We start from the raw sequence: 18,217 nt of genomic DNA on the forward strand, positions 1-18,217 counted from the left end.
CGGTACTCACGTTGGACGAGCATACGGTTACCCTTTCCGCTATGTCCGCTTCACGCCTGCTGCGTATCGGAACCCGCTCCTCCCCCATGGCGCTGGCCCAGGTCGAACGGGTCCGCCGGATGCTCGCCGAACGGCGCCCAGAGGTGAACGTCGAGGTCGTGCCCCTGACCACCAGCGGTGACCGCTGGCAGGGCGCGCTGTCCGAGCTCGGCGGCAAAGGCGCCTTCACCAAAGAGGTCGACCAGGCGCTCCTCGACGGGCGGGCCGACCTTGCCGTGCACTGCGTCAAGGACGTGCCCGGCGACCGGCCCGCCCCCGCCGGGACGGTGTTCGCCGCCTACCTGAGCCGTGACGACGTGCGGGACTGCCTCGTCCACCCCGGCGGGCTCCGCATCGACGAGCTGCCCGGGGGAGCCCGGATCGGGACGTCGGCCGTCCGCCGTATCGCCCAGCTCGCCCTGCACTGGCCACACCTGACACCGGTGCCGATCCGGGGCAACGCCAACTCCCGTCTGGCCCGGCTCGACGCGGGAGAATACGACGCGCTGCTCCTCGCGGTCTCCGGGCTGCACCGCATCGACCAGCCGGGGCGGATCACCCATCCGATCGGCGTCGACACCTTCGTCCCCGCGGTCGGCTCCGGAACCCTCGTGCTCCAATGCCGTCAGGAGGACGAGGCGGCCCTGGAGATCGCAGCCGCGCTCGGCGACCGGCGTACCGAACGGGAGACCGAGGCCGAACGGACCATGCTGCACATCCTGCAAGGGAGCTGCCACTCGCCGATCGGGGGCTACGCCCGCACCGAGCCGGACGGGCGGATCAGCCTGCGCGCCCGGGTGATCAGCCTCGACGGCAAGACCGTGCTCGACGCGCACGAATGGGCCACCGACCCCGTGGTCCTCGGGACGTCGGTGGCCGCCTCGCTGCTGCGCCAGGGCGCACGGGAGATCCTCGAGAGTTAGGGTCGGTTCTGCTGGGCGAAACTCCGCACCACCTCGCGGGTGACGGCCGTGCCCAGCTGATCGCCGAGAACCGTGGCGCCGCGGTAGTGCACGCCCGCCCAGATCCTCGCCGACTGCACCTCGGCCTGCGCCTTCGCGAAACTGTCGAAGTAGCGGGTGGTTCCGGAGTCGGGGCTGAAAGCGTGGAACGGCAGCCGGTCCCGGCCGAAGAAGGCCCGGAAACTGACCATCGTGGCCGAGGTGTAGCAGGCGTGGCCGGACGGCCACTCCGGCGACGGCGCGGTCACCCGCAGCGGCTGCCACGCCGGGTCGGCGACCGTCGCCGGGTTGCCGTCGGTGTCGGCCAGCGGGATCGCGGTCACCGGCCGCCACAGACTCCAGTGACGCTTCTGCTGGTAGCAGGAGATCAGCGCGTCGACGGTGGCCATGTCGGTCTGGGCGAACAGCCGGGCCGTCGCCAGATTGCCGAGCCGCTGCCCGGTGGCCAGCACCCGCCGTATCTCCCACTCGACCATGTGGAAGTCGTCCCACCAGATCGCCGCCTCCGTCTGAGCCGGGGTGCGGGCCGTGCTGCCGGCCGCGCCGAGAGACTTCACCTCGTTCAGTTGGCGGGCGTAGTCGGCGCTGGTCAGGGCCGGCGGGCCGGACACCCGGTAACGCGTGGGGTCACGGACCACGAACGGTTTCAGGTAGGCGTACCAGGCGCCGGACTGCACGAAGTTCGGCGGAGTCAGCCGGTATCCGCCCGGCACCTCGCTGACCGGCCAGGTCACGCTGGTGTCGAAAGCGCCGTCGCCGGTGCGATCGGCGATCATCGCGGCGGCCGCGGCCTCGCCGACCGCGATTCCGCCGCGCTTCGCGCGACCGTCCGGAATCCTGGTTAGCTCCTCGTCATACCGCGCCCGCAACGCGTCGGCCTGGGCAGGGAAGAGCGAGACCAGCACCCGGTACGCCGAGGCGGCGACCGCCGCGGGAACCGAATCGCCGCGACTGCTCTCCGGCGCCACCAGGTACGGCTCGTAGGGAGCACCGGCGATCGCGTTCACCGCGTCGAAGACGGCGCCCTGCACCATGGCGAAACTGCGGGACGCCGCGTTCGGCGTCTGCCGGGCGACATCGAAGATGGCTGCCTGGGCGTGAACGTGCCAGGTGACGACGGCGTTCGGTGCTCCGGCGCCGTGCGCGGCGGCCGGCATGGGCGCGGTCGACGCCAGGACGGTCGCGATGATCGCTCCCAGCGTTCTGCGGAGAAGGCGTGCCACGGAGTCCCCCCGATCGGTGCTTCCACACGAACGGGGTTCAGCCTTCAGGCCGCAGCCGATTGATCGCAATGCATTGGCGGACAACTTGCTGAGCCATTTACAGCCGTCTCGGTTTGCGGTTCGCCGGCCGCCGTTCTCCGGCTTCACCGCTCCCAGCCGCCGGCCGTCCGGTTTACCCCGATGCGGCTTCGGCTCAGCGCCCTTTCGGCGGGTGGATCACCGGGGCGGTCAGCGCCAGCGGGTCGGGCCGGTGCACACCGCCCGGGCCGGACCGCTCGGCGGCGATCTTCTCCTGGAGCCGCAGGATGCCGTGCAGCAACGCCTCCGGCCGCGGCGGGCAGCCCGGCACATAGACGTCCACCGGAATGATCTGGTCGACGCCCTTGGTGACCGAATACGAATCCCAGTACGGCCCACCGCAGTTCGAGCAGGAGCCGAACGAGATCACATACTTCGGCTCGGGCATCTGGTCGTAGAGCCGCTTGATGGCCGGCGCCATCTTGTCCGTGACCGTGCCGGACACGACCATGAGGTCCGCCTGGCGTGGCCCGTGCGCGAACGGGATCACTCCGAGCCGCATGAAGTCATGCCGGGCCATGCTGGACGCGATGAACTCGATCGCACAGCAGGCCAGCCCGAAATTGAACACCCAGAGCGAATAGCGGCGTCCCCAGTTCAGCACGAACCGGATGGGTTCTCCGAGCACACCAGGAAGGGCCACGGCGTCAACCTACTGCATCCTGATACGGCTCGCTGAGCGTCATCGGTGTACGAGCCGCCTCCAGCACGTCCTCCGGAAAGCCCGGCCCCTCGGTGTGGTACCGCGCCCGGGTGCGGCCGACCGGCTCCAGCAGCCGCGTTCAGCCAGGCCACCAGCTCGCCCATCAGCACCGGTACTTCGCTTGCGGCCGAAGCCGTGTAGGCGGCGAAACTCGGATCGGTCGGATCGGTGACGTAGACCGGTCCACCGCGCCACTGGCTGGCCGGCTTGCGCCGAGCGTGGCGATGGCCCTGCAGCATCCAGTGAAGCGCGTTCAGCAGGCCCTTGCTGTAGGTGAAATCCGTGACGCCGTGCAGCGTCTGCACATAGGTCATCATGCGCTGACAGGCGAGGGTCTCCGCACGGTTCTCCTCGGAGACCTCGACGTCCTTCTCTCCATCCATCAGGTCCTGGACATCAACCGCGCTGACACGGAAGCCCTCGATGGAGTTCGAACCCGCGACCGCGGCGGCCGTCAAGAACCTCCGAAGCCCGAGCGTTCATTTCGCCGGTTTGGCCTGCACCTGATGCCGCAGGTCGCGGCGCATCCGCTCGACAGCGGCCAGGTCCTCTTGGTCCGTGGCGCTCAGCGCCGGCGTGGCGAACAGCATTGGACCACCTACGTGACGCAATGACTGCGTCAATACGTCACCGGGCGTTGGAGGAAGCTCAGGAAGCCGGTCAGGAGAGCCTCGCGCAGGGCGGGCGGGGCGGCACTCAGGATGGAGTTGACCGTGGCCATCTGCGTGAAGTCGCCGCCGGCCAGGCCCAGCCCCTCGGCCAGGGAGGCGATCAGGTCGGGGGTGATCATCTCAGGCGTCAGCGGGGGCAGCGGTGGCAGCTCGACCGGGCCCCGGGCCTTCGCCGCGGCCACGGCCGCCGCCAGGTCGGGGCCGAAGTCGGTGGCCGTCGCGCGGACGGCCGCGGTCACCGTGAGGTGAATGGTCGGGGGCAGGTCGGCGTAGGCCATCTGGGGCTGGGTGTGCCAGCCGCGGGCCGCGAGCTCGTCGGCCAGGACGAACAGGTCGACACCGTCGGCGGCCAGGCAGACCACACTGGTCTCGGCCGGGGCGTAGAGCCGGACGCCGTCGGTCTCCTCGACCGCGGCGGCCAGGATGGCGACCGCCTCGCGGGTGCGGGTCGCCAGCTCCAGGTAGCCGATGTCACCGATGGAGCGGAGCGTGGCGAACGCGGCCGCGATCGGGCCACCCGAGCGGGTGGACGAGATCACCGGGTTGACCATGGTGTAGCCGGGCCAGTCCGCGTAGGCGAAGTACTGCGGGCGGCGCAGCGCCTCGTCCCGATGCAGCAGGATCGAGACGCCCTTCGGGGCATACGCGTATTTGTGCAGGTCGACCGAGATGCTCGTGACACCGGGCACGGAGAAGTCGAAATCCGGCAGGTCGGCGCCGAGCCGCCGCAGGTAGGGCAGGATCCAGCCGCCGAAGCAGGCATCGACGTGGAACCGCACCCCGCGCTCGGCCGCGATGGCCGCCAGCTCCGGGATCGGGTCGACGACACCGTGGGCGTAACTGGGGGCGGAGGCCGCGACCAGCACGGTGTCGGGGGTGATTGCCGCGGCCATAGCAGGAGGGTCCGCCCGCAGTCCCTTCACCGGCACGGTGTCGAGCTCCACTCGCAGATAGTGCGCGGCCTTCGCGAAAGCCGCGTGCGCCGTGGACGGGACCACCAGGCGCGGCCTGGCGATCTCGGGATGAGCGTCACGGGCCGCCTTGACGGCGAGAATCAGCGACTCGGTGCCGCCGCTGGTCGCGCTGCCCACCACTGGGCCGCCGCCGGCCGCGCTGCCCACCACTGGGCCGCCGCCGGCCGCGCTGCCCACCACTGGGCCGCCGCCGGCCGCGCTGCCCACCACTGGGCCGCCGTCGGTCGCGCTGCCCACCACTGGAGCGCTGGCGGTCGCGCTGCCCGCCGCTGGGCCGCTGGCGGCCGTCACCGGGGCTCCGCCGAGGAGTTTGGCGGCTGCGGCGACCAGGGCATTCTCCATCGCCAGCAGGGAGGGGAAGGCGGTCGGGTCGAGCCCGTTGACGTGTGCGGACGTGGCGTGAGCGGCCCTGGCCAGGTCGTCCAGACCCTCCAGTGCGGGGTCGTAGACATAGGCGAAAAGGCGACCGCCGTGTGTCGGCAGGTCACCGCCACGCAGCTCCCGCAGCTCGGCGAGGATCTGCTCGCCCGGCACGCCCTTGTCCGGCAGCGCATCGATCATGCCGCGACGTTACCCCTCCTCCGGCGCCCGCTCCTCGGTTGTCCACACCGGCGGGTTGTCCACAGGCCCGCCGCCACCGGCGACCCGATCGTCGTAGCGTCGCAGCAGCAACACGGCGACGCCGACCAGCACGGCCGGGACCACCGTGAAGCCGAGCAGCACCCCGAGCCGCGCCGTGTCGCTCTGTGCGGCCGACTCGCCGGTGGCCGACGAGACATAGCCGAAAAGCTGGAGGATCAATGCGTAGATACCGGGCCCGAGCGCCAACCCGAGGGTCTCCCCCGCCGTCCACAGACCGGTGAAGACGCCGGCCTGGCGGCGGCCGGTCCGCTCGGTGTCGTAGGCGATGCAGTCCGGCAGCATGGCCATGGCGAACACCTGCTGACCCGCGTAACCGGCGCCGACCAGCGCGACAATCAGATAGATCGCGACGCCGGGCAGAGCCGGTGCGGCGAGCAGGATCAGTGCGCCGGTGGCGAAGAGCAGCGACGCGGCGACGAGCGAGCGGAGTTTGCCGTGCCGCCTGCCGACGGCCGTCCACAGGGGCATGACCAGCAGGGCCGGGCCGACGAACGCGGCGAACAGGAAGGTCGCCCCGGCCTCTTGGACGATGACGTGGTCGGCGAAGTACTTGACTCCGGCCAGCATGGTGCCGATGCCGGCGGCCTGCACGATCCAGCAGATCAGCAGAGCGAGGAAGGGGGCATTGCCGGCGGCCACGCGCAGTTGGGCGCGGAGACTGGGCTCGGCGGCGGTGGCCGTGTGGGTGAGTGCTCCACGCGTACCGAAGAAGGTGGCGAGCGTGCCCACGACGATGAGTGAGCCGACGAACGCGCCGGACCACCGGTGGCCTTCACGGCCGCCTCCGGTCAGCTCGACCACCAGCGGCGCGAGGGCGCCGGAGATCAGGATGGCCAGCGCCAGGACTGCGACCCGCCAGGTCATCAGCCGGGTGCGCTCGGTGTATCCGTCGGTCAACTCGGCGGGCATCGCCACGTAGGGCACCTGGAAGAAGGCGAACGCGGTGGCGGCGGCGAGGAAGGCGAACGCGACGTAGGCGCCGGAGGCGGCCTCGCCGGGGAACGGCGCCGCGAAGACGGCCGCGAAGAGCAGCCCCAGGAACAGGCCGGCGACCAGCAGGAACGGGCGGCGGGCGCCGCTGCGGTCGGAGATCCGGCCGGCCAGCGGGTTGACCAGCACGTCCCACGCTTTCGGAAGGAGGACCAGCAATCCGGCAACACCCGCCGCTACACCGAGCGTGTCGGTCAGATAAGGCAGAAGAAGCAAACCGGGCACCGTGCCGAACGCGCCGGTGACCATCGAGCCGAGGGCATACCCAGCCAAAACGCCGCGAGGAAGAACACTCGTCGGGGGTACCACGGGAGAGGGACCACCGGTCGTCATCGACGCGCATCGTAACCATGATCGGGCGGTTCCTTCTACGCTCGCCGCATGAAAAGCGTTGCGGCCGGTGTCGCCGCCAGTCACCCGGCGACCGCGCGCACGGGGGTGCGAATTCTGCAGGCCGGAGGGTCGGCCGCCGACGCGGCGGTGGCCGCCGTCCTGGCCTGCTGTGTCGCCGAGACCGTTTACACGGGACTCGGCGGTGGCGGCTTCGCCACCTATTTCGAGGCGAGCAGCGGCAAGGTCACCTGTCTGGACTTCTTCGTGGCCGTGCCGGGCCTGGACGGGGACCGCAAGCCGGAGGCGATGGTGGCGGTCGACGTGTTCTTCGGTGGGCTGCCACAGATCTACTCGATCGGTGGGGCGAGCGTCGCGGTGCCCGGAGTTCCGGCCGGGCTGGGCGAGGTGCACCGGCGCTGGGGCCGGTTGCCGTGGCGCGAGGTGGTGGCGCCGGCCGCCGGACTCGCCCGGACCGGGGTGCTGCTGCCCGCAGCGCACGCGCGCACGCTGGAGTCCTGCGCGCCGGCGCTGGCGTACGGCGAGGGGGCCGCCCTCTACCAGCCGGGTGGGCGGCTGTTGCAGGGTGACGAGTTGCTCTTCCATCCGGGGCTCGCGACGGCCATGGACGCGCTGGCCAGTGACGGGCCGGAAGTGTTCTACACCGGGGAGTACGGGGAGGTGCTGGTGGACACCGTGCGCGCGGCCGGCGGCACGATCGGGCCCGCCGACCTGGCCGAGTACCGGGTGCACGAAACGCCGGTGGATCACGCCACGATGGCCGGGCACCGGGTGCACGCCCGGCATGACCTGAACCGTACGGTCGACACGATCGGAGCGTTGCCGGACGACCTGTCCCGCCCACGACGGGCCCCGGGGGTGGCGTCCGCGCTGCTCAACCGGGGCAGACAGCGGCTCGGCGACACCACCAACGTCTCGGTGGTCGACGCCGAGGGGAACGCCTGCGTGATCACCACGACGCTGGGACTGGGCGCCGGGGTGTGGCTGCCCGGTCTCGGCATCAACCTGAACTCGATGCTCGGCGAAGGGGAGTTGCTCACCGACGACCTGGCGCCGGGGCGGCGGATGTACTCGTACATGTGCCCGCTCGTGGTGATCGCCCCGGACGGTGGGCTGGCCGTGGCGGCGGGGTCGGCGGGGGCGTCGCGGATCCGTACCGCCCTGGTGGACACGCTGTTGGGGGTGCTGGTCGACGGGTTGAGCGTGCCGGAGGCGATCGCCCGGCCGCGATTCCACGTCGTGGAGGACACCGTGCACGCCGAAGCCGGCTGTCCGCCCGCGGAGCTCGCGGCGCTGGCGGACGCCGGCTGGCAGATCGTCGAATGGCCGGAGATCAACCACTATTTCGGCGGGGTGACGGCGGTGGGCCGGGCGGGGGCGGCCGGTGATCCCCGGCGCGGCGGTGTGGGCCTGCTGCTCTGAACCGGCATCGGCTGTCGCCCGCCGCGGCGAACGACGGACATCACATGCGGCCGGCCGTGACGACCCGGCGAACGACGGACATCACATGCGGCCGGCCGTGACGACCCGGCGAACGACGAACGTCACATGCGGCGGGCGGCGATGGCCTCGGCGTCGGAGGCGGTCTCGCGGAGGGCGACCTCGATCGGGGCGGCCGTCAGGCCGAAGGTGCGCTCGGTCAGGGACGAGTCGAGGATGAACGGCGCGTAGAACTGGTAGTCCATCTCGGCCAGTTCGCGGGCGATCGGGACGGCCAGGCCGGCGGTGCGCATCACGAAGCGCGGCAGTTTGCGGATGGTCAGTTTCGGCCGGCCGGTCAGGGTGGCGTAGCGGTCGGCGATCTCGCGGATGGTGATCGGGGCCGGTGACGGGACGTGCCAGGCTTTTCCGTGCGCGCGGTCGTCGGCGGCCAGGGCGATCAGGGTGCGGGCCATGTCACCGGTGTAGGTGAAGCTGTGCGGCACGTCGACGTCGGCGGGGGCGCAGGCGGTGCGGCCGGCGTTCATGGCGGGGAGCAGGACGGCGGAGAAGATGCCGGCCGCGCCGGCGCCCAGGTAGTCGGAGGCGCGTGCTTCGACCGTGCGGACTCCGCTCTCGCACGCGTCCTGCCACATGCGGATGCGGATGCGGCCCTTGCGGCCGGTGGCGGCGAGCGGGCTGTTCTCGGTCATCAGGCCGCCGGGCTGGGGACCGTATCCATACAGGTTGCCGGTGATGGCGTAGACCGCGCCAGCCGACTTGGCCGCGGCGATCATCGCGTTGTTCATCGGGAACCACTTGGCGGCCCACTCGGTGTATTTCGGGTTGGCGCAGTTGTAGAGGACCGTCGATCCGGCGGCGAGCTCGGTGAGGCGGTGCTGGTCGGACGCGTCGGCGGCGATCCGCTCGATCAGCGGATGTTCGGGGCCGCCGCCGCTGCGCGTGACGACGCGGACCCGCTCGCCGCTGTCGGCGAGCAGGCGGGCGACGGTGGAGCCGATCGGGCCGGAACCGACTACGAGCTGCATGGCGTTCTCCTTTGCGAGCAGTGCTCTTTGTCGAGAACAACGGTCGCACGGGTCTCCGCAAAATGCAAGAGCACCGCTCTCGCTGTGGCACACTGGTCCGCATGAGTGCCGCCAACCTGCGAGCCCGCGTCCGGGCCGAGATGACCGAAGAGATCAAGACGGTGGCCCGCCGTCACCTGGCCACCGAGGGAGCCAACCTTTCGCTGCGTGCGGTCGCCCGCGACCTCGGCATGGCCTCGTCGGCCGTCTACCGGTACTTCGCGAGCCGCGACGAACTGCTCACGGCGCTGATCATCGACGCGTACGACGCGATCGGCGAGGCGGCCGAGCGGGCCGCCGCAGAGGCGACCGAGCCGCTGGGGAAATGGTTGGCGGCGGCGCACGCGGCACGTGAGTGGGCGCTCGCCAACCCGCACGAGTGGGCGCTGATCTACGGCAGCCCGGTCCCCGGTTACGCCGCGCCGCGGGACACCGTCGAACCGGCCACCCGCGTCATGCTGCTGCTCGGGCACACGCTCGCGGAGGCGTACCGATCGAATGCGGTCGCCGAGCGACCACCGGTGACCGGGCGTTTCATCGAGGAGCTTCAGCCGATCGCGGCCTCCTTCTACCCCGACCTGCCGCCGCGGGTCATCGCCGACACGATCGCCGCGTTCTTCCAGATCTGCGGCGCCATCAGCTTCGAGCTGTTCGGGCAGCTCAACAAGTCGGTCGAGGAGGACCGGCGCGGCTTCTTCGAATACCAGGTGCGCGCCGCGGCCGCCGCGGCCGGGCTATGACGCGTGCAGGACGTGCCCGCCCGGTGTCTCCGGCGGCACGTCCGGGCGGCCGAAATACCTCGCCGCCAGCGCTGCCGGGCCCAGGTCCTCGATCCGGGTGAAGCCTCGTTCCCGCAGTTCAGCGGCGATCTCGTCGGGCTCGAAGTAGCTCAGCCACGGCTCGCCCAGCCGCGCCACCCGATCGGCCCGCGCCTCCAGTTGGGCACGCCGCTCCCCCGTCGCACGCTCGGGTGACTGCGCGTAGTCGAAGACGACCTCGTGCCCGGCCGTGACGTCCAGCGTCGAGGCGAAGCCCTCGGCGGTCAGGTAGGGCACCACACCCAGCCAGAGGAAGAAGGCGGGCCCGTCCAGGCGCAACCGGTCGGCCGGCGACTCCTTCTCGAAGTCGACGCCGACGTGACGGACCGTGCCGGGCACACTGATGCCCGCGGCGGCCAGCCGCTCCCGCTTCCACGCCTGCGTGTCCGGATGGTCCACCTCGATCACCGTCAGGCCCGGGTGCGGGTTGCGGTAGGCGAACGTGTCCAGGCCCGCGCCCAGGACCACCGCCTGCCGCACGCCGCGGCGCACCGCGACGGCCAGAGCGTCCTCGGCGAAACGGTGCCGGGCCGCGATGAACAGCCGCATGGCACGGCGCGGGGCGTCCGCCAGGAGATCCGCTTCCGCTTCACCCAGCAGGGGTACGGCCAGCGCGTCCTCGAAGATCGAGCCGTCCTCCAGCAGCTGATGGGCGGCGCGGTAGCGGGCCGCGCTCCACGCCGTACGGCTCGGTGACCCGGCCTTCACCAGGGCATCCAGCCGGCGTCGGCCATCAGCACCCGGTCGCCGCGCATCGGCACGCCCTCGGCCAGCAGCAGCGCCTTGGCCCGCGCCTCGTGCCCCGGTGGAAGCCGTCCGCCGCCGCCGCACACCCGGTGCCAGGGAACGCCACCGCCGTGCAACGCCATGATGCGCCCGACCTGCCGGGGCGAATTGCGGCCGGACCGTTCGGCCAGCGCCTCCGCGATCGCGCCGTACGACATGACGCGCCCCTCGGGGATGCTCTCCACCAGGGTCAGGACCTCTTCCACGTACTCCTGCGGTGTCATCACCCGCCACGATATGGGATCTGGCAACGATCGACACCGGCCTGCCGAGCACAATGGGCCGGGTGCGGGAAGTGGTTACCGGTGCGCGCCGGATAGTGGTCAAGGTGGGGTCGTCCTCGCTGACCACCGCGGCGGGCGGCATCGACGAGCAACGGGTCGACGCCCTGGTCGACGTGCTGGGCACGCTGGCGACCGGCGGGCGTGAGGTGGTTCTGGTGTCCAGCGGCGCGATCGCCGCCGGGCTGGCCCCGCTGCGACTGCGCCGCCGACCGCGTGACCTGGCCACCCAGCAGGCCGCCGCCTCGGTCGGCCAGGGTCTGCTGATCGGGCGGTACGCGGCGGGTTTCGCCCGGCACGGGCTCACCGTCGGGCAGGTGCTGCTCACCGTCGACGACGTGACCCGGCGGGTCCACTATCGGAACGCGTACCGGACGTTGCGCAAGCTGCTCGACTTCGGCGCGCTGCCGATCGTCAACGAGAACGACACGGTCGCCACCGAGGAGATCCGGTTCGGTGACAACGACCGGCTCGCCGCCCTGGTCGCCGCGCTCGCCCACGCCGACCTGCTGGTGCTGCTCTCCGACGTGGACGCCCTCTACACCGGCAACCCGTCCGATCCGGCGTCGGTGAAGATCTCGCTGGTCCGTGACGACAACGACCTCGACGGCATCGCGATCGGGTCGGCCGGCAAGTCCGGGGTCGGCACCGGCGGCATGGTGACCAAGGTGGAGGCCGCCCGGATCGCCACCGGCTTCGGCATCCCGGTCGTGCTGACCGCCGCCCCGCTGGCCGGGCCGGCGCTCGCCGGTGAGGACGTCGGCACCCTTTTCGAGGCGTCCGCGACCCGCCCCGCCGCCCGGCTGTTCTGGCTGGCCCACGCCACGGCGCCGCGCGGTCGCCTGCACCTCGACGAAGGCGCCGTCGCGGCCGTGGTGGCCCGCCGCAAGTCGCTGCTGCCGGCCGGGATCACCGCGGTCGACGGGTCGTTCGCGGCCGGCGACCCGGTCGACCTGGTGGACGCCGTTTCCGGTACTTCGGTGGCGCGCGGGCTGGTCAACTATGACGCGGTCGAGTTGCCGGCGCTTCTGGGGCGGTCCACCCCCGAGTTGGCCGCGGCACTCGGTCCGGGCTATGAACGAGAAGTCGTACACCGAGACGATCTGGTGCTGCTTTAGCCGTACCCCATCGACGGTTTTGATCTGAATCTTTGGAAAGGGTTTGTCATGAGCGTGCTGGAGCAGGCGTCGGCGGCACGAGTCGCCTCGTTCGACCTGGCCGGGGCCACCCGCGCGGAGAAGGACAAGGCCCTGCTGTTGATGGCGGACCGGCTGGTCGAGCGGACCGACGACATCGTGCACGCCAACGGCGTCGACATCGCGAACGCCCGGGAGAACGGCCTCTCCGAGGCGATGATCGACCGGTTGGCGCTGACCCCGGAGCGGGTCGCCGCGATGGCCGACGGCCTGCGCCGGCTCGCCGCCCTGCCGGACCCGGTCGGTGACGTGGTGCGCGGCTCCACCCTGGCGAACGGGCTGGAGCTACGGCAGGTGCGGGTCCCGTTCGGCGTGGTCGGCATGATCTACGAGGGCCGGCCGAACGTGACCGCCGACGCGGCCGGCATCTGCCTCAAATCCGGCAACGCGGCTCTGCTGCGCGGCTCCGGCTCGGCCTTCTCGTCGAACGCGGCGATCGTCTCGGTGCTGCGCAAGGCCGTCGCCGACGCCGGCCTGCCGGCCGACACCGTCCAACTGCTCGACGCCACCACCCGCGACTCGGTCAAGGAACTGATGCGGGCCCGTGGCCTGGTCGACGTGCTGATCCCGCGCGGCGGCGCCTCCCTGATCAAAACGGTGGTGGAGCAGTCCACCGTGCCGGTGATCGAGACCGGCGTGGGCAACTGCCATGTGTACGTGGACGCCGCCGCCGACCTGGAGAAAGCACTCGCCGTCACGGTCAACTCGAAGACCCAGCGCTACTCCACCTGCAACACCGCCGAATCGCTGCTGGTGCACGCCGAGATCGCCGACACGTTCCTGCCGCTGGTGCTGCCGGAGCTGATCGACCGCGGCGTCACCGTGCACGGCGACGCCCGCGTCGCCGGTTACAGCGACGCGGTGGTCACCGCCACCGACGAAGACTGGGGTACGGAGTACCTGTCCCCGGACATCGCGGTAGCCGTCGTCGACTCCCTGGACGACGCCCTCGACCACATCCGCCGCTGGGGCACCGGTCACACCGAGGCCATCGTCAGCGAGTCGACCACCGCCACCCGGCGGTTCGTGGCCAGTGTCGACGCCGCGGCGGTGATGGTGAACGCGTCCACCCGGTTCACGGACGGCGGCGAGTTCGGCTTCGGGGCGGAGATCGGCATCAGCACGCAGAAACTGCACGCCCGTGGACCGATGGGCCTGCCGGAACTGACCTCCACGAAGTACATCGTCACCGGCAACGGCCACACCCGCTGATCCCAGCCTGGGCCGAACTGTCCGACAACCGCCGGCAGACCCGCACGCCCGAGCCGGTCCGTTGCCGACAGCGTCAGCGGCAGGCGCGCAGCGCCGTCAGCGTGATGTTGACGTCGAAGAGCGGGCCCTCGTTGCTGTCCCAGCCGCCGTCGCCGCGCTGGGTCTGGCCCAGGCGTTTGCGTGCGTTCTGCAGCAGCCAGTCGTCGCCCAGGTTGACCCGGCGCAGCGCGGCGGCCATCGACGCCACGTCGGCCGGGGTCATGTCCGGCAGGCGCTCGCCGAGCACCTGCTGCACCCGCGCCGACTCGTAGAAGAACTGCTGCTGGTGCAACAGGCCGGCGGCATGCCAGCCGGCCGCGAGGAACGACGGCCAGGTGCCGTCGGGGCGCAGTTGGGAGACCACCCAGCCGGCGGCGGAACGCAGCACCTCGTGCCACGGGGACCGGGTCTGGTGGGGGTCGATCTCGACGGCCGCCGCGGTGAGCCAGAAGCCCGCGACCGAAGTCAGGTAGAGGGTCGCCTCGGGGTCGCCGGGCAGCGCCCAGGGTGGCGCCTGGTCGGCCAGCGACTCGTGTTCCTGCCAGGTGCCGTCGCCGCGCTGTGCTCCGGCCAGCCAGTACAGCGCCCGCGCGCCGACCGCGTCGTTGAGAGCGCCGATGTCGTCGAGCTCGGCGAGGCGGAAGCAGGTGGCGTCGATCGACGGGATCGCGCCGTCGGCGGAGGCGGGCCAGCCGCCCTCGGGCATCTGGCCCGCGGCGATCCGGTCGACGGCTTCCGCGGGGGCGGGCTGGCCGGTCCTGAGGTGGGACAACCGCGCCCGCTCCACCGGATCACCATGGGCGACCACGTAGCCGATCGCGGCGTCTATATCGATCACGATGAAGACGGTACCGGGCGATTCTGTGGGCCGCAGGTCCGTTAGTCTCGGGGAGTCACCCGAAGGTGACTCCCCGGGGAGGAAATCAGTACGACGGCAGCGACGGGTCGATGGTGTTGACCCAGGAGACGATGCCGCCCTGGACGTGCACGGCGTCCTTGAACCCGGCCGCCTTGATCGCGGCGAGGGCCTCGGCCGAGCGCACGCCCGACTTGCAGTGCAGGACGATCTGCTTGTCCTGCGGGAACTTCGCGAGCGCCGCGCCGGACAGGATCTCGCCCTTGGAGATCAGCACCGCGCCGGGGATCCGGTTGATGTCCCACTCGGCGGGCTCGCGGACGTCGACCAGGAAGATGTCCTTGCCGCTGTCCTGCCAGTCCTTGAGCTCGCGGACGGTGATGGTGGAGCCGGTGATCGCCTCCACCGCCTCCTCGGAGACCGCGCCGCAGAAGTCCTCGTAGTCCTCGAGCAGGTCGGTGACCGTCGGGTTCTCGCCGCAGAGCGCGCAGTTCGGGTCCTTACGAATCTTGATCTTGCGGTAGCTCATCTCCAGGGCGTCGTAGACCATCAGGCGCCCGACCAGCGGCTCACCGATGCCGGTGATCAGCTTGATCGCCTCGTTGACCTGGATCGAGCCGATCGACGCGCACAGCACGCCCAGGACGCCGCCCTCGGCGCAGCTCGGCACCATGCCGGGCGGCGGGGGCTCCGGGTAGAGGCAGCGGTAGCAGGGACCGTGCTCCTCCCAGAACACCGAGGCCTGGCCGTCGAAGCGGTAGATCGAACCCCAGACATACGGCTTGCCGAGCAGCACCGCAGCGTCGTTGACCATGTAACGGGTCGCGAAGTTGTCGGTGCCGTCGACGATCAGGTCGTACTGGCTGAAGATCTCCTTGACGTTGTCGCGGTCCAGCGCGGTGTTGTGGATGACCACGTTCACCAGCGGGTTGACCTCGGCGATGCTGCGGGCCGCGGACTCGGCCTTCGGTGTGCCGATGTCGGAGACGCCGTGGATGATCTGGCGCTGGAGGTTGGACTCGTCGACGGTGTCGAAGTCGATGATGCCGAGCGTGCCCACGCCGGCCGCGGCCAGGTAGAGCAACGTCGGTGAGCCGAGGCCGCCCGCGCCGACGGCGAGGACCTTGGCGTTCTTCAGCCGTTTCTGCCCGTCCATCCCGACATCGGGGATGATCAGGTGACGCGAATAGCGGCGGATCTCATCGACGCTCAGCTCGGCGGCCGGCTCGACGAGCGGGGGCAGAGCCACAGTTCACTCCCCGGGTTCGGTGGTAAGGATCGCCGCCCATTGTTGCTCGATTCGCGGACGCTGATCCATGACGTTGGACACTGGCCCGACATGCGGGATCGCGGAATAACTCAGGCTACCGGCTCACCCGAGTATCGCTCGCCGTCCAGATAGGGCCAGGAGTTCGGCGTACAGCCCTTGAGGCCGAAGGTCTGCTGCATCATCACCGGCGCCTTCTCGCCCTCGCCGGGACACTTCTCGTGCCCGTGGCCGAGTTCGTGGCCCACCTCGTGGTTGATCGTGTACTGCCGGTACTGCTCCAGCCGTCCCTGGTAGTCGGGCACCGCGCCGGCCCAGCGGTCCGCGTTGATGATCACCTGACCGGGGATCCGGCACGAGGTGAAACCCTCGGTGTCCAGGCCACCGGCGGCGCACATCCGCTCCGAGGTGCGCGCCGACGCCAGGTAGATCGTGAAGTCGACGTCGTCACCGGCGTCCGCCACCCGGCGCAGCCGCAGCCGGCCGTCGTTGATCCAGCTCCGTTCGTCACCCAGGGTCTCGTCGATCGACTCGGCGAACTCCCCGGCGGACGTGCCCTCGACGATCTTCTCGACCGCCACCCGGAAGCGGTACAGCTTGCCGCCGCTGCCCAGCATCGGGCCGCGGTCGCGCTCGTACTTGAACTCGCCCGCCTTCGCCTTCGGCTTGTCGGCCGTGGCGTCCGGCTCGACCGGTTCGGCTCTGGTCATCGGCGGCTCCGGCCCGGCCGCGGGACCCACCCCCGCCGGTTCGGCCGCCCGCTGCGCCGCGTCCCGGCCCGGAGCCAGCGGCTCCTCCCTGCCGCGCAGCTGATGGCCCACGATCAAAACCACGATCACGACCAGGAGGTACGCGATGAGCACGGCCCTTCTGCGGCGCCGGACCCGGCGGGCGACAGCCGTCTCGGGGGCCGCGTGCCGGGCCGGGGTGTGCTCCCGGGAGTGCGCCGGCACGTACTCGATGTCGTGGTCGCCGCGTTCCAGCACCGACGGCAGGAACGCCGGCTCGTGCTCGTCCTCCCGCGACAGGTCGGTGGAGTGCGGGCGCCGCGTGGCCGCCGGGCCCGGGTCCTCGGGCACCTCGGGCACCTCGGGCCGCGCCTCGGGCCGCGCCTCAGGCTCTTCCTCCATCGGCCGGGCCTCGGGCCGGGCCGGCGCCTGGGAACGCGCCTGTGGCGCCTCCCCGGCCGGCGGTGGCACGTAGATGTTCTCGGCCAGGCTCCGGTCCATCAGCGCGGGCGGCGGCCACAGGTTGTCCGGCAGTTCCGCGGGCAGCCGCAGGCTGGGCGGCAGACCGGGCCGGTTCCGGGTCCGCCGGTAGCGGACGTCCGGACCGTCCTCGAACGGGCTGCCGGGGGCCTCGGTTCCGGCGGGCCCGGCGTGAAGATCCGGACCGGCGGCCGGCCCCTCGGGCGAACTGCCAGGGACCTCGATCCCGGCGGGCCCGGCGTGAAGATCCGGACCGGCGGCCGGCCCCTCGGGCGAACTGCCAGGGACCTCGATCCCGGCGGGCCCGGCGTCAAGGTCCGGGCTGACGGCCGGTCCTCCGGGCGGTTCCGGGAGGTTCGTGGCCCGATGGGCGCCGGGGCGCCCGACGATCACGGGTTCGTCCTCCCGCCCGGATGGGGCGCCGGGCGTCCCCAGCCAGCCGTTGCCGGGTGAGAGCCCGTCCCATCGTTCGGGTCCGGCGCTGTGCGGCCGGACCGCCTCGGGCGGCCCGGCCGGTGGGCGGGAGGCGAGCGGAGGCCGGCTGCCCGTGCCGGGGCGGGTGCCGCCGGGAACGGCCCGGATGCCACCCGACCGGCCCGTTCGGCGGCCACCGGCGGCGCGCGGGTTCATGTAGGCGCCGGGCGCCGCCATCGGGTCGTCGTCGGCGGGCGCCGGCGGCTCGGGCTTCTGCTCGCGGGCAGCTTGGGAGGCGGCGAGGCGTTCGGCGGCGAGTTCGACGATGCCGCGGGTCATGGCGGGCGGCTCCGGGGCCTCCTCCACCACCGGGACGGCTTCCTCCGGCGGTGCCGCGACGGCCCGGCCGGTACGGCGTGCCCGGCCGGTCGGCCCGTCGTCTCCCTCGGCGGTACGGCGGGCCCGGCCGGTCGGCCCGTCGTCTCCGTCGGCGGTCCGGCGGGTGTTCGGGGCCGTACCGCCGGTGTCGGGTTCCGTGGTGGTCTCGGCGGGCTTGGTGGCACGCCGGCGTGCCGGGCGGGGCTGCTCGTCCGGTGTCGCCGCGGCGCTGGTGGCCGTCTTGCGGGCCGTCGTACGGGTGGCCGCCGGCCGGCTCGACGTGGACTTGACCGCGGCGGGTTTGGCCGGCTCGGTGGCGGTCGTGGACTTCTTGCCGACCGGTTTGCGGGCCGGCTCGTCGGCGGTCGAGGGCTTGCGGGCGGGTTTGCGGGCCGGTTCGGTCTGTGCGGTCACCGGCGAGCGTGTGGTGGACGTGGCGGCCACGGTGCGTGCCCGGCGGACCGGGGCGGCGGGCGCGGCCGGATCCGCCTGGGCGCGGGTCCGCTCAACCCGGCCACGCCGGTCGATGCCGGCGTCCGGATCAACGGGGCCATTTGTCGCGTTTGCCATAGCAAGCGCCAGCCTGCCACGACTCCTCGCCTGTCACAGGACTTTCGGATTT

At 71.6% G+C, this 18,217-nt stretch carries 16 protein-coding genes; 5 read left to right on the forward strand and 11 right to left on the reverse strand.

Going from position 1 to position 18,217, the window contains the following annotated elements; translation table 11 throughout:
• Positions 1-41 precede the first annotated feature (41 nt).
• Positions 42-962 carry a hydroxymethylbilane synthase gene (gene hemC / locus AB0I88_RS06530; RefSeq protein ID WP_361019199.1) on the forward strand — a complete coding sequence of 307 codons (921 nt, stop codon included), beginning with the start codon at positions 42-44 and terminating at the stop codon, positions 960-962.
• On the opposite strand, the gene AB0I88_RS06535 is transcribed toward hemC, so the two are convergent.
• The 5 genes from AB0I88_RS06535 to AB0I88_RS06555 form a co-directional block, all read right to left on the reverse strand.
• On the reverse strand, positions 959-2,224 hold the full coding sequence (locus AB0I88_RS06535; protein WP_361019202.1) for a vanadium-dependent haloperoxidase: 1,266 nt from the start codon (positions 2,222-2,224) through the stop codon (positions 959-961). The genes hemC and AB0I88_RS06535 overlap by 4 nt on opposite strands.
• Positions 2,225-2,417: 193 nt before the next feature.
• The gene (locus AB0I88_RS06540; RefSeq protein ID WP_361019205.1) at positions 2,418-2,945 is read right to left on the reverse strand and encodes an NADH-quinone oxidoreductase subunit B family protein; all 528 of its coding nucleotides are present in this window, start codon (positions 2,943-2,945) and stop codon (positions 2,418-2,420) included.
• Entirely contained in the window at positions 2,900-3,463 is a 564-nt protein-coding gene (locus AB0I88_RS06545; protein WP_361019208.1) for a hypothetical protein, read from the reverse strand. The genes AB0I88_RS06540 and AB0I88_RS06545 overlap by 46 nt, the downstream gene beginning before the upstream one ends.
• A gap of 161 nt (positions 3,464-3,624) precedes the next feature.
• A complete protein-coding gene (locus AB0I88_RS06550; protein ID WP_361019211.1) occupies positions 3,625-5,211 on the reverse strand; it encodes an aminotransferase class V-fold PLP-dependent enzyme in 1,587 nt (528 codons plus the stop codon).
• A 9-nt stretch (positions 5,212-5,220) separates the two neighbouring features.
• A complete protein-coding gene (locus tag AB0I88_RS06555) occupies positions 5,221-6,615 on the reverse strand; it encodes an MFS transporter (RefSeq protein ID WP_361019214.1) in 1,395 nt (464 codons plus the stop codon).
• Positions 6,616-6,663: 48 nt separating this feature from the next.
• Between AB0I88_RS06555 and AB0I88_RS06560 the strand changes: the two genes are divergently transcribed.
• A complete protein-coding gene (locus AB0I88_RS06560) occupies positions 6,664-8,055 on the forward strand; it encodes a gamma-glutamyltransferase (RefSeq protein ID WP_361019217.1) in 1,392 nt (463 codons plus the stop codon).
• A 122-nt stretch (positions 8,056-8,177) separates the two neighbouring features.
• Here AB0I88_RS06560 and AB0I88_RS06565 read toward each other — a convergent pair whose 3' ends face one another.
• Positions 8,178-9,101, reverse strand: coding sequence for an NAD-dependent epimerase/dehydratase family protein (locus AB0I88_RS06565; protein ID WP_361019220.1), 924 nt, complete (start codon positions 9,099-9,101; stop codon positions 8,178-8,180).
• 101 nt (positions 9,102-9,202) lie between these two features.
• On the opposite strand from AB0I88_RS06565, the gene AB0I88_RS06570 reads away from it, so the two are divergent.
• Positions 9,203-9,880 carry a TetR/AcrR family transcriptional regulator gene (locus tag AB0I88_RS06570; protein WP_361019223.1) on the forward strand — a complete coding sequence of 226 codons (678 nt, stop codon included), beginning with the start codon at positions 9,203-9,205 and terminating at the stop codon, positions 9,878-9,880.
• On the opposite strand, the gene AB0I88_RS06575 is transcribed toward AB0I88_RS06570, so the two are convergent.
• Together AB0I88_RS06575 and AB0I88_RS06580 are read right to left on the reverse strand one after the other, a co-directional pair.
• Complete coding sequence (locus AB0I88_RS06575) at positions 9,875-10,666, reverse strand: SAM-dependent methyltransferase (RefSeq protein WP_361019226.1); 792 nt, start codon at positions 10,664-10,666, stop codon at positions 9,875-9,877. The genes AB0I88_RS06570 and AB0I88_RS06575 overlap by 6 nt on opposite strands.
• A complete protein-coding gene (locus tag AB0I88_RS06580; RefSeq protein WP_361019229.1) occupies positions 10,663-10,968 on the reverse strand; it encodes an MGMT family protein in 306 nt (101 codons plus the stop codon). Before AB0I88_RS06580 ends, AB0I88_RS06575 begins: the two co-directional genes overlap by 4 nt.
• 62 nt (positions 10,969-11,030) lie before the next feature.
• On the opposite strand from AB0I88_RS06580, the gene proB reads away from it, so the two are divergent.
• Both proB and AB0I88_RS06590 read left to right on the forward strand, forming a co-directional pair.
• The gene (proB, locus tag AB0I88_RS06585; protein ID WP_361019232.1) at positions 11,031-12,143 is read left to right on the forward strand and encodes a glutamate 5-kinase; all 1,113 of its coding nucleotides are present in this window, start codon (positions 11,031-11,033) and stop codon (positions 12,141-12,143) included.
• Between the two features lie 48 nt (positions 12,144-12,191).
• Positions 12,192-13,433, forward strand: coding sequence for a glutamate-5-semialdehyde dehydrogenase (locus AB0I88_RS06590; RefSeq protein ID WP_361019235.1), 1,242 nt, complete (start codon positions 12,192-12,194; stop codon positions 13,431-13,433).
• Between the two features lie 73 nt (positions 13,434-13,506).
• On the opposite strand, the gene AB0I88_RS06595 is transcribed toward AB0I88_RS06590, so the two are convergent.
• The 3 genes from AB0I88_RS06595 to AB0I88_RS06605 form a co-directional block, all read right to left on the reverse strand.
• The gene (locus tag AB0I88_RS06595) at positions 13,507-14,310 is read right to left on the reverse strand and encodes a prenyltransferase/squalene oxidase repeat-containing protein (RefSeq protein WP_361019238.1); all 804 of its coding nucleotides are present in this window, start codon (positions 14,308-14,310) and stop codon (positions 13,507-13,509) included.
• 85 nt (positions 14,311-14,395) lie between these two features.
• Complete coding sequence (gene moeZ, locus AB0I88_RS06600; RefSeq protein ID WP_361019241.1) at positions 14,396-15,577, reverse strand: adenylyltransferase/sulfurtransferase MoeZ; 1,182 nt, start codon at positions 15,575-15,577, stop codon at positions 14,396-14,398.
• A gap of 110 nt (positions 15,578-15,687) precedes the next feature.
• On the reverse strand, positions 15,688-18,165 hold the full coding sequence (locus AB0I88_RS06605; RefSeq protein ID WP_361019244.1) for a DUF3152 domain-containing protein: 2,478 nt from the start codon (positions 18,163-18,165) through the stop codon (positions 15,688-15,690).
• Positions 18,166-18,217 lie beyond the last annotated feature (52 nt).

This window comes from Actinoplanes sp. NPDC049802 (assembly GCF_040656595.1).
GTDB lineage: Bacteria > Actinomycetota > Actinomycetes > Mycobacteriales > Micromonosporaceae > Actinoplanes.

Coding starts and splice junctions, on each gene's coding strand:
- AB0I88_RS06560 (WP_361019217.1), top strand. CDS start 6,664: ATGAAAAGCGTTGCGGCCGGTGTCGCCGCCAGTCACCCGGCGACCGCG.
- AB0I88_RS06605 (WP_361019244.1), bottom strand. CDS start 18,165: ATGGCAAACGCGACAAATGGCCCCGTTGATCCGGACGCCGGCATCGAC.
- AB0I88_RS06590 (WP_361019235.1), top strand. CDS start 12,192: ATGAGCGTGCTGGAGCAGGCGTCGGCGGCACGAGTCGCCTCGTTCGAC.
- AB0I88_RS06550 (WP_361019211.1), bottom strand. CDS start 5,211: ATGATCGATGCGCTGCCGGACAAGGGCGTGCCGGGCGAGCAGATCCTC.
- AB0I88_RS06555 (WP_361019214.1), bottom strand. CDS start 6,615: ATGACGACCGGTGGTCCCTCTCCCGTGGTACCCCCGACGAGTGTTCTT.
- AB0I88_RS06565 (WP_361019220.1), bottom strand. CDS start 9,101: ATGCAGCTCGTAGTCGGTTCCGGCCCGATCGGCTCCACCGTCGCCCGC.
- AB0I88_RS06580 (WP_361019229.1), bottom strand. CDS start 10,968: ATGACACCGCAGGAGTACGTGGAAGAGGTCCTGACCCTGGTGGAGAGC.
- AB0I88_RS06570 (WP_361019223.1), top strand. CDS start 9,203: ATGAGTGCCGCCAACCTGCGAGCCCGCGTCCGGGCCGAGATGACCGAA.
- hemC (WP_361019199.1), top strand. CDS start 42: ATGTCCGCTTCACGCCTGCTGCGTATCGGAACCCGCTCCTCCCCCATG.